Genomic DNA, 14772 nt, shown 5'->3' with positions numbered 1-14772 from the left:
GATTGGTTTGCTCGATGGAAAGGCAAAGATTGATTTAAATAATAAATCTAAAAATCCGATAGTTTTTATAAAAAAGTTCGGTTTTACCTATGATTTGATAAGTCGTATTCTAGCTTCAACAGATAAGCAATCCCTGAAATGAGTTAGAGGAATATCAAATGAGTTTAATTAATACTGAAGTAAAACCATTTAACGCTACCGCTTACCAAGACGGTCAATTTATTGAAGTTTCAGAAAAAGACTTCTACGGTAAATGGTCTGTGGTGTTTTTCTATCCTGCTGACTTTACTTTTGTATGTCCAACAGAATTAGGTGATCTTGCTGATCACTATGCTGAATTCAAAAAAATGGGCGTAGAAATTTATTCAGTATCTACTGATACACACTTTACGCATAAAGCTTGGCACGATTCTTCTGAAGAAATTAAGAAAATCGAATACCCAATGGTTGGCGATCCAACTTGGACACTTGCGAAAAACTTTGATGTTTTAATTGAAGCGGATGGCCTTGCTGACCGTGGTACTTTCGTAATTGACCCTGAAGGTAAAATCCAAATCGTTGAAATCAATGCAGGTGGTATTGGTCGTGATGCTTCTGAATTGATGCGTAAAGTAAAAGCTGCTCAATATGTACATGCACACCCAGGTGAAGTATGTCCTGCAAAATGGAAAGAAGGTGAAGCGACGCTTGCACCATCGATCGACCTAGTGGGTAAAATCTAATTTGGTGATCCAACCGTAGATTTAAAAAAGCCAGAACTCAGTTCTGGCTTTTTTGTGGTTTAGATCATTAGACTAAATAGCCATCATGTTCTGGAGCATAGCCACGAACTCCATCGACTAAATAGTCAATTAATCTTTCCATGACTAGGCGTTGACCTTTGCGCGAAGCATATACCAATTGCACCGTACCGACATTTGAGCACCATTCGGGGAAGAGGTGAATTAAACGACCTGCCTCAATATCTGCTTGCACGGTTAAATAGGGTAAGTCTGCAATGCCTAAACCATCGAGTGCTGCATAATAAGCACCGGCTAAGTCATTGCTTTTAATCCGAGGCTGTAAGGCAATTTCAATCTGTTCTTGCTGTCCCGTATGATGCAAATGCCATTGATAGCGGTTTTTCTGTGTGCCCAAAACGATACTCGGAAATTCTGTCAATTCGGTAATATGCTTTAACTCGCGTCCTTGTAAAAGTTCAGGACTAATCACTAAGCAATGCACTGTTTTAATCACGTCACGTACAATAATGCTCGAGTCTTCATTCTTACTAAAATTGGTGCGAATCGCTAAATCAATGTCGTCATGTAAGACATCCACACGGCGGCTAGACAGCTCGAGTTCGACCTGAACTTTGGGATGATCTTTTAAAAACTGATTTAACAAGGGGCGAATTTGATGTTTCATCATGACCGGTGGACAGCTAATTTTAACCAAGCCTTCAAGTTCACTTTTTTGCTTCAGGAGTACCTGATGCGCACATTCGACTTGTTCGATCACTTTTATGCATTCTTCATACAATTCTTGGCCTAATGTCGTGACCTTAAAGTGTCGGGTAGAACGCTGAATAAGGGTGACATTATATTTGGCTTCGAGATCTAAAATGCGTCGGCTTAATTTTGATTTTGTAATATTCGATGCTTCACTTGCAGCGCTAAAACCGCCATGTTTCACCACCAAATAAAAGTAGTAATAGTCATCAAATGAATGCATGGATCACCTTATGCAGTGAAAAATTATTTCAATTCAAATCATCATACGTCAATTTATACATCAGGTATAAAAAAAGCGGCTCGAAGCCGCTTTTTACTACTGGAGGATTATTTCTTTTCAGTATTTTGCGTATAGCTGTTGATGAGGTTACGGTAGTCTGGAATATGATTGCCGAAAAGCGCACCTAAACCTTCAATATCATTACGCCAGTCACGGTGTAATTCACACGCGGTACCAAACCACGTCATGAGCTGTGCACCCGCTTGCGTCATACGTTCCCACGCTGAGTCGCGGGTTAAATGGTTGAAAGTACCTGAAGCATCGGTCACCACAAAGACGTCAAAGTCTTCTTCTAAAGCAGACAAGGTTGGGAATGCCACACAAACCTCAGTCACTACACCGGCAATAATCAATTGTTTTTTGCCGGTTGCTTTGACTGCTTTCACAAAATCTTCATTATCCCAAGCATTAATTTGACCTGGTCGTGCAATATAAGGTGCGTCAGGGAACATTTCTTTGAGTTCTGGAACCAATGGCCCGTTTGGACCTTGTTCAAAACTGGTGGTGAGAATTGTTGGAAGATTAAAATATTTCGCGGCTGCAGCCAGTGCAAGCACATTATTTTTAAATTTATCTGGATCAATATCGCGAACCAATGAAAGTAGACCTGTTTGATGGTCAACTAAAAGTACCGCGGCATTGTCTTTGTCTAAACGAACGTAAGGTTTGCCCATTTTATTGTCCTCTTTCCTGTTTGCAAGTACGCAGGATCAGATGAAGTCTGCGTGTTAACTCGATTTAGCATAGCTATAAAAATGGGATAACGGAATGGGTTTAAATGAGAAAAACAATCATAAAATTGGGATAATTTATTGTTGAATATGACTTAAACCCCTATATTTTTCAAATCAATGCTTGTTTTTGAGTAAATTTTAGATTGTATTACTGATTATTGTTCTATATTTGAGATATAGAATGCTATCTGGATGATGGTCAGTAAGTATTTCAAAGTTTAAAATTAGCGCTATGTTCATCCTATCGTATGAATATAGGAGCTAAGAAATGAAAAAAGTAATTGGTGTTTATCGTAATCAGCAAATGCACTGGGTGGGCGATGGTTTTCCAGTCAAAAGCTTATTTTCCTATGATCGTCTAGGTCAGGCGATTAGCCCATTTTTGCTTTTGGATTATGCAGCACCTTATCAGTTCGATCCCACCACTGCACAGCATGGCGTGGGTTCACATCCACATCGTGGTTTTGAAACCGTGACTATCGCCTACAGCGGTGAAGTGACTCATAAAGACTCAAGTGGTGGTGGCGGCACAATTCAAACGGGTGATGTGCAATGGATGACCGCAGGTTCGGGTTTGGTACATGAAGAATTTCATTCGCCTGAATTTGCTCAAGCAGGTGGTCTTTTTGAGATGGTTCAATTGTGGGTGAATTTACCGGCAAAAGACAAAATGACTCAGCCTCGTTACCAAGCGATCACACGCCAAGATATTCCTCGCATAGACATGGATGAAGGTGCAGGGCATATTCGGGTGATTGCCGGTGAAATGGGTGGTCACCTTGGGCCAGCACAGACCTTTAGTCCAGTGAATGTCTGGGATGGTGAGTTGAAAGCTCAATATGAAACCACCTTACATGTACCTGAAGGGCATAACACCATTTTGGTGGTCTTGAAGGGTGAGGTTGTGGTGAATGAAAGCCATAAAGTGCAAGACAGTTCGATGGTCATGTTTGCCAAAGACGATATCGCCATTCAGCTACAAGCGTTGCAGGACACACAATTTCTGTTACTTAGCGGTGAGCCACTAAATGAGCCGATTCAAGGTTATGGCCCATTTGTGATGAATAGCAAAGCTGAAATCATTCAAGCCTTTGATGATTTCAATAACGGAAAATTTGGTGAAATTGCACTGGCGCATGAAGCTTAAGCGAAATTCATGACATTGAAATAGCCGAAAAAAAAGCCTCTGAACAGTCAGAGGCTTTTTTATTGAGCGCTGTAGTATTTATAGTTGTCATGATTTAAATATCATTTTACTTTTTATAAATTGTGATGAATTTATCACTTTCTTATGTGGCGCATCTTAGCGAGACTTGGCTTTAAAGTAAACCGAAAGTTATAAAAATGGTTAATTTAATTGTTTGGTTTTATAGAGTAATTAAAATTTTAAAGAAAAATATGTTTAAAAAACAAAGCTTAAATTGTGTGCTTTTTGACTGTAAATATTTGTAAATTTAACTTAAAAACCGCTGTACTGAAATCCATACAAAAAGTGCGAATCTGGTATTTTTTAATAGCTATTTTTAACTTCTGATCAGTCATACTTTTAAACTGTGTTTTATAGATGGAAAAGAAAATTGGAAATTGCAGTCATCGGTAGTGGCATGGCTGGGCTGGCTACCGCAAGAATTCTTAAAGACGCAGGGCATAACATTACAATTTTCGAAGCTCTGCCTGGTCGTGGTATGGATAGCCACAGCACTGAGTTTGAAGGCGGCTTGATCGATGCCCCTTTGCGTGTGATGAATCCACACCTCTGGAAAAATACCTTAAGTTTGGCGACCCATTTAGGGATTAAAACCTTCCCCGTCCGTACCTATATGGCATGCAGTTGGCTCTTTGAAGATCGTACAGAAACGTGGTTGACCACCAGTCGTAGCCGTATTGGTAATTTCCCAATTATTAATAACCGTAAAGGCTTACAACAATATGGCTGGCGTTTAGTCAAAGGAATGTTGCAACTCAAAGCCGCGATCACTCGATTTTTTAAATCAAAAAATCAGGACATCACGCTTGCCGAGTTCATTAATAAAAATGAAATTGAAGAAGTATTTTGGCATGGTGCGGTCATGCCTGTGTTGTATACCATTTGCACTTGTAACCCGAAAACGATTGGCGAATGGCCTGCGAAACCACTATTGATTTTCTTGCGTCAATTGACCAATGGTGATGCCTTGCTGCGCATCCAAGGTGGTACACCTGCGTTGGTTGATAAACTGATTGAAGGTTTAAATATTCAAAGTGATACGGCAATTACCAAAGTGCACGAGCAAGACGATAAAGTCTTGGTGGAAACTGAGGCCGGAGCACATCATCTATTCGATCGCGTGGTTGTTGCGACACCAACCACCAAAACGGAAGAATTTTTAGATTCTACTCAGTTTGCTGACGATATTGAGCTCTTAAAGAAATTTAAATTTGAGCAAGGTCAGTTGGTGATCCACACTGATCAAACGGTGATGCCGCCGAAGCGCAAAGATTGGTCTGTACTAAGTTATATGATGGATCGTAAATTTACTCGTCAGCAATTTACCGTGTGGCTGAACTCCATTGAGCCGAGCTTGGTGGGTAAAACCCCAGTGTTCCAAACTTGGCAGCCAGTGACACCGATTGATCCTAAAAAAGTGATCTCTTCGGTCAGTTTGACACGCGCAGTGGTGGATTCTCATACCGTGGCGCTGAATAAAGAGTTACAGCAACGACATTTATCCCCTGAGCGTAAAGTCTTCTTTTGTGGCTCATGGTCTTGCGATGGTCTGCCGATTTTAGAGTCCGCGGTAACGTCTGCTATGCATATTGCAGAAATTTTTGGTGCGCCATTGCCGTTTGTGGGTTTAAAACCTAAAGTGGAGGTTGCCCCTCAACTCGGTTACTAACATGAAATGGCTTCAAGCAATTCGTCAGTACGTCCCTAGCCATAAATATGCGATTAACAGTCGACTACTCGGAGATGATTCGGAGCTTGCTTGGAGCAATTTGGGCTATTGGGATGATGCAAAATCATCCTATCCTGCAGCCTGTCAAAAACTCGCTTTCCATCTTGCCGAATCCATTCAATTAAAATCTACAGATCGTGTTTTAGACCTTGGTTGTGGGCAGGGCGCGAGCTTGGTTTTTTGGATGGAACATTTTCAAATTCAAAACTTATCCGCAGTCGAATTGCAAACCGAATGTGTGGAAAAAATCCAAAAAAATTTAAATTCAAAAATCAAAATACAACAAGATTCATTTTTGAATTTAAAAAATATTTATCCACAAAACTGTATGGATGCCGTACTGTGTATTGATGCTGCGTATCATAGTGATTTGAATTTATTGCTTTTATCAGTTGTTAATGTTTTGAATTCAAAAGGGCGCTTTGCTTTTCACTATTTAATGTTGTCTGATGCGTTTTTGAATTTAAATTCATTGCAACGATTGAAATATCAAAGTCTGTTGAAAGTAGCAGATGTGAATTTGAAAAATTTAAATTCAAAACAAAATTTACAACACCAAGTGCAACAGGCAGGTTTCGAAAATATCCAGATTGAAGATATCAGCGAATTCGTATTTCAGGGTTTTGCAGATTATATTCAAGAACAAAAAAGTCAGATGAGACTGAGTCATGTGGATCAATTCAAAATCAAGATGACGGCAAAATTGTGCGAGAAGTTGTATCGAGACGGGCTGATTCGTTATGTGCAGATTAGCGCGAGGAAGCCATAAAAGAGTGGCTCTAAAAACATCAAAGCCTCACTAAAAAGCGAGGCTAAGAAATGGTGCCGGCACACGGATTCGAACTGTGGACCTACTGATTACAAGTCAGTTGCTCTACCAACTGAGCTATGCCGGCGTTGTGGAATGCATTCTACAGATTTTTTGAAGTGGCGCAAGTTAAAAAAACAGCAAATCGAATGTAATTTATACGTTTGATTTATTCAGCATTCAACCGATGTTTGGCTCTAAAAACCAGAAAATAAAATTAGGCAATGTTTCGCCCACAAGATGTGGGCGAGAAAATAGGATGGATGAACGTTGAGTGCTATTTCATTCTTAAAATTTGGTCTAGATCCTGTGCGCATTCCTCAAGTGTATATGCCATCTCCAGTTGCATTTGGGGGCGGAGTTCATTGGCGAGCTTTCGCCATTCGTCAATCAGACGCTGTGCTTTTTGAATTTTATGTTTATTGATGTCTTTGGCAAGGGTTGGGGTATAGCCACCACGTTTGGCGTTCTTGATCTGCTTAACATAATTCTGGCTGTTATTCATGTTCTCTCCCGAATAGCAGTGATATATGAAAGGTGTTTTTTAAGTTTTTCGTTGATCAAGTTAAAAGTACCGCAATCACGTTTCAGTTCTATGATGTTTAAATTAATGAATAATTTTTTGAATATTACCTATATTGAGAGGATGATTTATTTTTAGCATAGGCTTAAGTAATTGTCTTTAGAATATAAAATTTGTATTTGTAAATATACGTGTACTTATTGCTGCCAATAAAAAATCCATAAGTCGTGCATTAGGAAAAAACGTGTGATTTAAATCCATCAATCAGGACTCAAATACTGTGAAGTCATTGAGCTAAAAGGCTAAAAGATCAATTAGGGGGATATTTAATATTGAGAACAATAAAATTAAAAAAGGCCTAAATTTTATCAATTTAGACCTTCATTCTGCTTGGTATAGCAGTTTATTCTGGCGGTGAAAGAGGGATTCGAACCCTCGAAACGCTATAAACGTTTACACACTTTCCAGGCGTGCTCCTTCAGCCACTCGGACACTTCACCTTTTGCGCGGTGGATAATAGCGAAAAAAATATATTCTGCCAAGAGAAACAATTGAATTAGACAAAAACATCTTGAGCGGTGCTATGATTCGCAAAAATCCTGTCTAAATTGAAGACAATTATATGCAAAGTACTGCACAAAAAGCCGCATTGCCTGCCATCACCTTGGCAGCTTTGGGCGTAGTATTCGGAGACATTGGGACGAGCCCATTATATGCGCTGCGCCAATGTTTCCTCACAGCACACTTGGCGATTAGCGAAGCGTCTGTGCTGGGTATTCTGTCCCTGATTTTCTGGTGCATCATGCTGACGATTAGTTTTAAATACGTCAGCATCATCATGCGTGCAGATAACAATGGCGAGGGCGGTATTATGTCGCTGTTGGCCTTGAATCTACGAACCACACGAATTGCCGAAAACAAAAAAATTTACCTGATTGCCCTTGGCTTTATTGGGGCATCTTTGTTCTTTGGTGATGGGATCATTACCCCCGCAATCTCTGTGTTATCTGCGATTGAAGGCTTAAGTATTGCGACGCCGATGTTTAACCAATGGCTGCAACCCTTATCGATCGGTATTTTGGCGGGGCTATTTTTAGTGCAACGCCATGGCACAGGCACGATGGGTAAATTCTTTGGTCCATTGACGCTCATGTGGTTTTTATCCATTGGTGGTTTTGGACTATGGAGTATTTCGCAAACGCCATTTGTGTTGACCATGATCAGTCCGCATTGGGCTTTCAATTTTGTGGTACAGCAGCCTTATGTTGCGTTTTTGACTATGGGTGCGGTCATCTTGACGATGACGGGTGGTGAGGCAATCTATGCCGATATGGGGCATTTTGGCCGACTCCCAATCCGCTTGGCATGGTTTATTGTGGTCATGCCGTGCTTGCTGTTGAACTATGCAGGCCAAGGTGCCTTGCTACTGCGTAATCCTGAAGCTTTAGCCAATCCATTTTATATGCTGATCCCTGAATGGGCACTGTATCCAATGATTGCTTTGGCGACAGCGGCCGCGGTGATTGCCTCTCAAGCGGTGATCACAGGGGTGTTTTCTATGGTCAATCAGGCGATTCAATTGCGTTATTTGCCGCGTTTGACAGTGAAACATACCTCTGAAGTTGAACGTGGTCAGATTTATTTGCCATTTATTAACTGGGCATTGTTTATCTCGGTGCTGATCTTGATCTTGCTGTTTGAAAACAGTGCGAATTTGGCCAGTGCGTACGGCGTAGCTGTGACCATGACCATGCTCTGCGGTACGATTTTGATTTCAGTTTTGGCTTATGGTTTATGGCGTTGGCCGGTTTGGAAAGTGGCGATTTTTGCAGTTCCATTTTTATTGATTGATTTGATTTTTGTTGCATCGACATCATTAAAAATTGCAGCGGGCGGTTGGGTTCCAATCCTGATTGGTGCGGTATTGTTTACGATTTTAATGACGTGGAAAGATGGTCGGGCATTGGTGCTCAATCGACTCGGTAAAGATGCCTTGCCTATTGACCTGTTTATTCGCAGTGTCAGCATGGGCAGTGAAACCAAGTTTGTTCCAGGTGATGCGGTATTCTTAACTGGAACGCCTGAGATCGTGCCTCATGCCATGTTGCATAATATCAAGCACAATAAAGTCCTGCATGAACGCAATATTATGGTTACGGTCAACACCCGAGATGTGCCATTTGTACCCGAAAATGAGCGGGTGATCACGGAAAAACTAGATGATCGATTCTATCGAATCACGATGTTTTATGGGTTTAAAGATCAGCCGAATATTCCTGCCGCTTTGGAGCATGCGTATCGTGAATTGGGCTTTGAATTTGATCTTATGCAAATCAGTTTCTTTATTTCCAGAGACCGTATTATTCATACCTTGGGTGAAGGCATGGCACCTTGGCGAGAAAAGCTGTTTATTTCTATGCAGCGAAATACCAGTCCAGTCAGCGATTTTTATCAAATTCCAACCAACCGTGTGGTTGAGTTGGGCAGTCAGATTGAAATTTAAGACGTAGATTTAACTTTTAGGCATAGATTTAAAAGTTAGACACGAAAAAGCCAGATCAATTCTGGCTTTTTTTTATCTGTAATAATTAAACTTTTTTAGTCCAAAGACATAGAGATCATTCTGTTGCTTTTTCCTGGGAGGAGTATGCGAGCAAAACAACAGAATGAAGATGTTGCGTTATTTCATCCTTGAAAATACGCTGATTAGTTGATTGTCGCGTCTACATCTGCAGAGGCTTCAGGCGCAGCTTGGATGGCTTCGTCAGCAACAGGTGCTTCTGGGTTGGCTTGAATTGATGCATCTGCAGGATTTACACTTTGAGTCTCAGGTGCTGCCATAAAAGCATCTTGTTGTCCTTGAGGAGCTTCAGGCAATGCAGCCGATGCGCTATCGGCATTCACTGGCGCTTCTGCAGAAGAGGCAATGACGGGTGCAGCGTTGTTATCTGCTGATACGGCTTCAGGTGCTTGCTGTGCTGTTTCCACAGGTGCTTCAGTTACCGCGGCTTCAGGTGTATTGGCCACTGCTGTTTGTTCAGTTGGAACGGACTGCTCTGTAGGTGCAGCAGCTACACTTTGCTGTTCATTTGCGAGTGCATTTTCCGCTTCAGTCACGGCTTGTTCAGCATTTGCAGGGACTGCAGAGGCATTCGGATCGATTTGGTTTGCCTGAGCCTGTTCAGGGTTTAAGGGCTGTTCTGTTGCAGCGGCATTGACTTGTCCGGCAGGAGCTTCAACCAATTGAACTTGGCCACTTGAAACTAAGTCCTGAATGGAACCAGGTTGACCATTCACGGTGGTCACAATTTTGACTTTAGATAAGCTTTCTAATGTATCACCGGGTTGAATCGGCGGTTCTGCAAATGCTGCTGCGCTCATTAAACCTGAAATTAAACCTAAACCTAAAATTTTAGAATGCATAATCACTCCGTATATTTTTATCGCAATTTTTCGTATTTTTACCTTGTCATAATTCTTGAGGCGAATTCAATGAAACATACGCAACTGCTTCATGACCTCCTATAAAGAACTGCACAATTGCGACATAAAGTTACATCAACTGCTGCTTTGTTAAACAATATTTGTGTGATTGTTAAGCAAATTAAAAAAGAAAAGTGTACTAAAATTTGCACCCTTGCTAAGCTGCGGAAAAATAGTCCTTTTAGAAGTCATTGTTGTAAGTCATGGTCAAAAAGAAACGCAATTCAGCAAATCCGCTTTCACAGTTATTTGGGCAAAATGGCATAAAAGTGCTGTTGGGTCTGGTGGCAACAGGAAGCTTTGCTATTGCTTTCGGGCAAGAAAAGATTCAACAACTTGTTTCTATGAGCAGCACTTCAAATAGCGCCTGTTTGGACCAATTTTATCGTGAAGTGCCACCTTATTTGGTCCGTGAAAGCTTACATAAAAACAGTTTTCCACTGTGTTTTAATGGCTTTAATGTCATGTATTCAGGGATATCCAAGACACCGCTTTGGGTTGCAGAAGCATTAACCCCCGCACGCCTGAGTCAAAAAATTCCGCGTGAAGATAACTTTCATGAAGAGACTCGCGTGCCGTCTGAATATCGGGCTTTGCTTTCAGACTATAAATCTTCAGGCTATGACCGTGGACACATGGCGCCAAATGCCGATATGCCCAATAAAGCTGCGCAGTTAGACAGTTTTTCTTTGGCCAATATGGTGCCGCAAGCTCCAAAAAATAATCAGCAAGTGTGGCGTGAGTTAGAAGAAGCCACACGGGCGATAGTGACCAAACAAAAGCAAGATGTCTATGTGGTAACGGGGCCGGTATATAGTGCGAAAAAATTAAAAACCATCGGGCAAGGGGTCATCGTGCCGACCGCCACTTATAAGGCGATCTATTTGCCGAAAAAAGGTGTTGCAGGCGTGTACTATGCAGACAATACCTTGCGTGATACCGCACCGACAGTCAAAGTCATGAGTATTTGTGCGCTAGAAGAACTGACTGGAATTAATTTCTTTCCAGAATTAACCGAAGACCAAAAGCGTAATACCTACCGTTTGCCACTCAAAGCCACCCAAGTAAAAGCAAATCAAGATATCGCTTATTTGCATTGGGATGCTGAAAGCCAGTGTGCTGCAGATGTCGCAGAAGACAAGATTTTAAGTTTGCAAAAAGAGTTTAAATCGAGTGGTGGTTCTGTGGGAGAGACATCCATGGCAAGTAGTGGAAATGACAACAATCAAGATGCCTTGCTCAAACAATTGATTGAAGAAATTCTGCAATATCTGCTACAGATTTTGAAATAATCGAGTAGCTAATAGCGCTGAACTGCGAGCGATGAAGAAGATCATTGCTTGCAGTTGAAATCTTTTTCACGTATTTCTATTGCTGCATCACTACAACAAAAAAGAAGGATATCTATCATGTTCAAAGCATTTGAAAATGACACAGCGTCGCATGCAATTCATGACTTAACACTAGAAAATGGCCAAGATCGAATTAATATTTATGGCAACTTACAGGTGACGAAAGACCAAGCTGGTTTAGCTGCAGCGAAAGCTTTACAGGCATTTTTCAATGATGTGGTGACCACGCTTGAGGCAGAAACCAACTTAGCTGAAAAAATAGCGCAGGGCGGTGAAGACAACGAAGTGGAAAATCCATTTCTTTAATGCTGTGTCATCGGCTGTCGAAGGGCGCAATGCTCAATTCGGGATGAATGAAAAAAAGCTCACAGGTTGTGAGCTTTTTTTGTGGCGTATTTTTCTATTTATGCGTCTTTTGCCATCAGTTTATAGATGACCGCACCAATCACTGCGCCAATGATAGGGGCTACCCAAAACAGCCAAACTTGTGACAGCGCAGCAGTTTCAGCAAAGAATGCGACACCCATACTACGCGCTGGGTTAACTGAAGTATTGGTGACGGGAATGCTTATGAGATGGATCAATGTAAGCGCAAGACCGATCGCAATTGGGGCAAAGCCAGCAGGGGCGCGTTTATCTGTTGCTCCCATGATCACAATCAGGAAGCCAGCCGTCAGCACAATTTCAATGATTAAGGCTGAGAGCATAGAGTATTTGCCAGGAGATAACTCACCATAGCCATTGGTGGCAAAACCGCCGACACCGATAAATCCGGCCTGACCTTGCACAATGATGAATAGAATAAATGCGGCGAGGGTTGCACCCAGTAATTGAGAAATAATATATGGAGCCAGTTCTTTTGCTTCAAAACGACCGCCTGCCCACAAGCCGATACTCACTGCAGGGTTAAAATGTCCGCCTGAGATATGACCCAGCGCATAAGCAGCCGTTAATACGGTTAGACCGAAGGCCAGTGCCACGCCAGCGAAGCCAATGCCAAGTTCAGGAAAGGCTGCAGCCAAGACCGCACTACCACAACCACCAAAGACCAGCCAAAAGGTACCGATCAGTTCTGCTAAATATTTATTCATTTAAAACTCCATTTGTTTTTGTCATTTGGAATAGATTTTCAATCTTTCACTCAGCATGAGTGCAATCTAGTTGTGAAGTGTTGTTTTATTCATTTATTGAATATGCATAGATTTAATGGATTTTGCTGAAAATCACAACATTTAAAATGATAACTGTGTCACATTTTTAACTTGCTGCTTCAATTTGCGATAAGCGCCATTGCTGTGGGGTTAAGTTTCGCCATTGTTTAAACGCACGTTGAAACGCACTCTGTTCTGAATAACCCAGCAGTAACGCAATTTCTTGCAAACTTAAATGCGGGTCTCTTAAAAATTCTTCAGCCATCATGCAGCGGACTTCCTGCATACGTTGCTGATAGGTGCTGCCTTGTTGTTGTAAATGGCGTTGTAATTGTCGGACGGAAAGATTGAGTTGCGTAGCGACATGTTCAATTTGGAACTGATTTTTTTGCAAACCCATTAAGATGGCTTGCTGTAAGCGTTGGTCGATTTGCGTGGTATTCGGCAGTTTTTCTAATAAAGACTGTGCCTGTTGCATCAACAGTTTTTGTAAGGTCTGATCGCCTTGGGAAAAAGGGCGAGACAGTTCTTGAATGGGAACGATAACCTTCGACTTTTCTTGGGAAAAACGAACTTTGCAGCGAAAATATTGTTCATACTGAGCGACATTTTTCGGTGCAGGATTATGAAAATGCACTTCGTGTAAATTGATATCTTCAAAACGCATGAATAATTTTAGAAACTGCAGCATTAACGCAATCGCAATTTCATCGGTCAATTGATTGGCCATATTCATGGGTAAATCATTCCAACCGATGGAGAAAAAATCATTTTGAATATCAATCAGCAATGGACTACCATCGAAGATTAAGCGATGAAAATCATGGTAGCGGAGCAGTGCTTCGCCCAAGTTTTCACAGGACAGAGCAATATACGCAATAATGCCAATATGTTTAGGTTGCACATGTTCTGCAATTTCTAAACCCAGCGCCGGCTTTTGGATCTTTTGATCTAAATCCATCAATAAATCACGCCAAATGGCATAATCAAAACGCTCTAAGTTTTGAACTTTATTCAATTTTTCAGGAATGGCAATGCCTTGAGCTTGATGATAAGCATAGAGCAAATGGCCCAGTCCTCCATAGACCGATCCTGTATAGTCCTTGAGTTGTTGCATATTTTTTTAATTCTAAATTTTGTCGTGTTTTGTCAATAATATTAAAAAAAACGGTCAATATCTAGCCCTTTTCATTACCTATAGTGGAGCTAAGAAAAGGAGATATTGGTCATGTTAAAAGGTTTTATTGCAGGGTTGGTCGTCGCCAATGCCTTTGAATGGTTCGCACATAAATATGTTTTACATGGGACACATCGGTCAGGCAAGCCACGTTTTAGTCCAGTACCGAAAAGTATGAAATCACATTGGGAGCATCATCGTGAAGTTCGAAAAACAGATTTTCATGATCATGGCTATGTTGAAGGTGTACAGAACTGGCGCACGAAAAATGAAATATTGTCACTGGTGGCAGTTTCAGCCGTATTTGTCCCGCTGTTTTATCCCATTTCCAAAGGAATGAGTTTGTCTGTGCTGTATTGTGCAGGGAATTATTATTATATCCATCGTCGCGCACATCTTGAGCCAGAGTGGGCGATGAAAAAGATTCCATGGCACTATGACCACCATATGAACTCAAATCAGGATGCCAATTGGTGTGTGACTAAACCGTGGTTTGATTATATTTTAGGAACTCGGGTGATCTCCTCGGCAAAATTACAGGAACAGAATCCACTAGGTGTGTTACTACCGACAGCGATTGCTAAATCATTGTCACACTGGGTGAATCGGGTATTTCCTGCAAAGTGGGTCGCTGAGCGTGAAAAGCCAGTTGCACTGCTTGAAACGGTCTAATATGAATGCACTGTGCGTTTTGACAACAAGCTTTGCCATCCAATTGAATTGTCGCAATTTGTCAATAAATTATGAATCTACTGTCAATCAAATGCAGTGCAAATGCCCTATATTTAAATGATCAAAAGGCTTGTACACGACGAGTTGATTGATGAAGTTGCTA

At 41.3% G+C, this 14772-nt stretch carries 14 protein-coding genes and 2 tRNA genes; 8 read left to right on the top strand and 8 right to left on the bottom strand.

Annotation, left to right across the window (positions count from 1 at the left end; translation table 11 throughout):
• Nucleotides 1–158: 158 nt before the first annotated feature.
• The gene (ahpC, locus tag FTT92_RS05965) at nt 159–722 is read left to right on the top strand and encodes an alkyl hydroperoxide reductase subunit C (RefSeq protein WP_078190520.1); all 564 of its coding nucleotides are present in this window, start codon (nt 159–161) and stop codon (nt 720–722) included.
• Between the two features lie 67 nt (nt 723–789).
• Here ahpC and FTT92_RS05960 read toward each other — a convergent pair whose 3' ends face one another.
• Together FTT92_RS05960 and ycaC are read right to left on the bottom strand one after the other, a co-directional pair.
• A complete protein-coding gene (locus FTT92_RS05960) occupies nt 790–1713 on the bottom strand; it encodes a LysR substrate-binding domain-containing protein (protein WP_180077962.1) in 924 nt (307 codons plus the stop codon).
• A 107-nt stretch (nt 1714–1820) separates the two neighbouring features.
• Nucleotides 1821–2447: an isochorismate family cysteine hydrolase YcaC gene (ycaC, locus tag FTT92_RS05955; protein WP_078193174.1), complete on the bottom strand. Its 627-nt coding sequence runs from the start codon at nt 2445–2447 to the stop codon at nt 1821–1823.
• A 328-nt stretch (nt 2448–2775) separates the two neighbouring features.
• Here ycaC and FTT92_RS05950 point away from each other — a divergent pair, with 328 nt between their 5' ends.
• From FTT92_RS05950 to FTT92_RS05940, 3 genes are all read left to right on the top strand, one after another.
• Nucleotides 2776–3654: a pirin family protein gene (locus tag FTT92_RS05950; RefSeq protein WP_078190517.1), complete on the top strand. Its 879-nt coding sequence runs from the start codon at nt 2776–2778 to the stop codon at nt 3652–3654.
• Nucleotides 3655–4084: 430 nt separating this feature from the next.
• Nucleotides 4085–5383 carry an FAD-dependent oxidoreductase gene (locus FTT92_RS05945; protein WP_180171652.1) on the top strand — a complete coding sequence of 433 codons (1299 nt, stop codon included), beginning with the start codon at nt 4085–4087 and terminating at the stop codon, nt 5381–5383.
• A 1-nt stretch (nt 5384) separates the two neighbouring features.
• On the top strand, nt 5385–6212 hold the full coding sequence (locus FTT92_RS05940; protein ID WP_180171651.1) for a cyclopropane-fatty-acyl-phospholipid synthase family protein: 828 nt from the start codon (nt 5385–5387) through the stop codon (nt 6210–6212).
• 51 nt (nt 6213–6263) lie between these two features.
• Here the strand turns inward: FTT92_RS05940 and FTT92_RS05935 are convergent.
• From FTT92_RS05935 to FTT92_RS05925, 3 genes are all read right to left on the bottom strand, one after another.
• A tRNA-Thr gene (locus FTT92_RS05935) sits at nt 6264–6339 on the bottom strand.
• A 189-nt stretch (nt 6340–6528) separates the two neighbouring features.
• Nucleotides 6529–6756 carry a hypothetical protein gene (locus FTT92_RS05930; protein ID WP_078190515.1) on the bottom strand — a complete coding sequence of 76 codons (228 nt, stop codon included), beginning with the start codon at nt 6754–6756 and terminating at the stop codon, nt 6529–6531.
• Between the two features lie 427 nt (nt 6757–7183).
• Nucleotides 7184–7274: transfer RNA gene (locus FTT92_RS05925), tRNA-Ser, on the bottom strand.
• A gap of 122 nt (nt 7275–7396) precedes the next feature.
• On the opposite strand from FTT92_RS05925, the gene FTT92_RS05920 reads away from it, so the two are divergent.
• Nucleotides 7397–9277, top strand: coding sequence for a potassium transporter Kup (locus tag FTT92_RS05920; protein ID WP_078193161.1), 1881 nt, complete (start codon nt 7397–7399; stop codon nt 9275–9277).
• Between the two features lie 203 nt (nt 9278–9480).
• Here the strand turns inward: FTT92_RS05920 and FTT92_RS05915 are convergent, their stop codons facing one another.
• Nucleotides 9481–10197, bottom strand: a complete 717-nt coding sequence (locus FTT92_RS05915; protein WP_180171650.1) for a hypothetical protein — start codon at nt 10195–10197, stop codon at nt 9481–9483.
• Between the two features lie 263 nt (nt 10198–10460).
• On the opposite strand from FTT92_RS05915, the gene FTT92_RS05910 reads away from it, so the two are divergent.
• Together FTT92_RS05910 and FTT92_RS05905 are read left to right on the top strand one after the other, a co-directional pair.
• Nucleotides 10461–11549: a DNA/RNA non-specific endonuclease gene (locus FTT92_RS05910; RefSeq protein WP_180171649.1), complete on the top strand. Its 1089-nt coding sequence runs from the start codon at nt 10461–10463 to the stop codon at nt 11547–11549.
• Nucleotides 11550–11666: 117 nt separating this feature from the next.
• Nucleotides 11667–11915: a hypothetical protein gene (locus FTT92_RS05905; RefSeq protein ID WP_078193158.1), complete on the top strand. Its 249-nt coding sequence runs from the start codon at nt 11667–11669 to the stop codon at nt 11913–11915.
• Nucleotides 11916–12013: 98 nt separating this feature from the next.
• Here the strand turns inward: FTT92_RS05905 and aqpZ are convergent, their stop codons facing one another.
• Both aqpZ and FTT92_RS05895 read right to left on the bottom strand, forming a co-directional pair.
• On the bottom strand, nt 12014–12700 hold the full coding sequence (gene aqpZ / locus FTT92_RS05900; RefSeq protein ID WP_180171648.1) for an aquaporin Z: 687 nt from the start codon (nt 12698–12700) through the stop codon (nt 12014–12016).
• Nucleotides 12701–12866: 166 nt separating this feature from the next.
• Nucleotides 12867–13877, bottom strand: a complete 1011-nt coding sequence (locus tag FTT92_RS05895) for an AraC family transcriptional regulator (RefSeq protein WP_180024917.1) — start codon at nt 13875–13877, stop codon at nt 12867–12869.
• 111 nt (nt 13878–13988) lie between these two features.
• On the opposite strand from FTT92_RS05895, the gene FTT92_RS05890 reads away from it, so the two are divergent.
• The gene (locus FTT92_RS05890) at nt 13989–14609 is read left to right on the top strand and encodes a hypothetical protein (RefSeq protein ID WP_180171647.1); all 621 of its coding nucleotides are present in this window, start codon (nt 13989–13991) and stop codon (nt 14607–14609) included.
• The last annotated feature ends 163 nt before the right edge of the window (nt 14610–14772 follow it).

The sequence above is a fragment of the Acinetobacter sp. YH12023 genome (genome assembly GCF_013420135.1).
Lineage (GTDB): Bacteria > Pseudomonadota > Gammaproteobacteria > Pseudomonadales > Moraxellaceae > Acinetobacter > Acinetobacter amyesii.
This window is presented reverse-complemented; position numbering and strand designations above follow the sequence as displayed.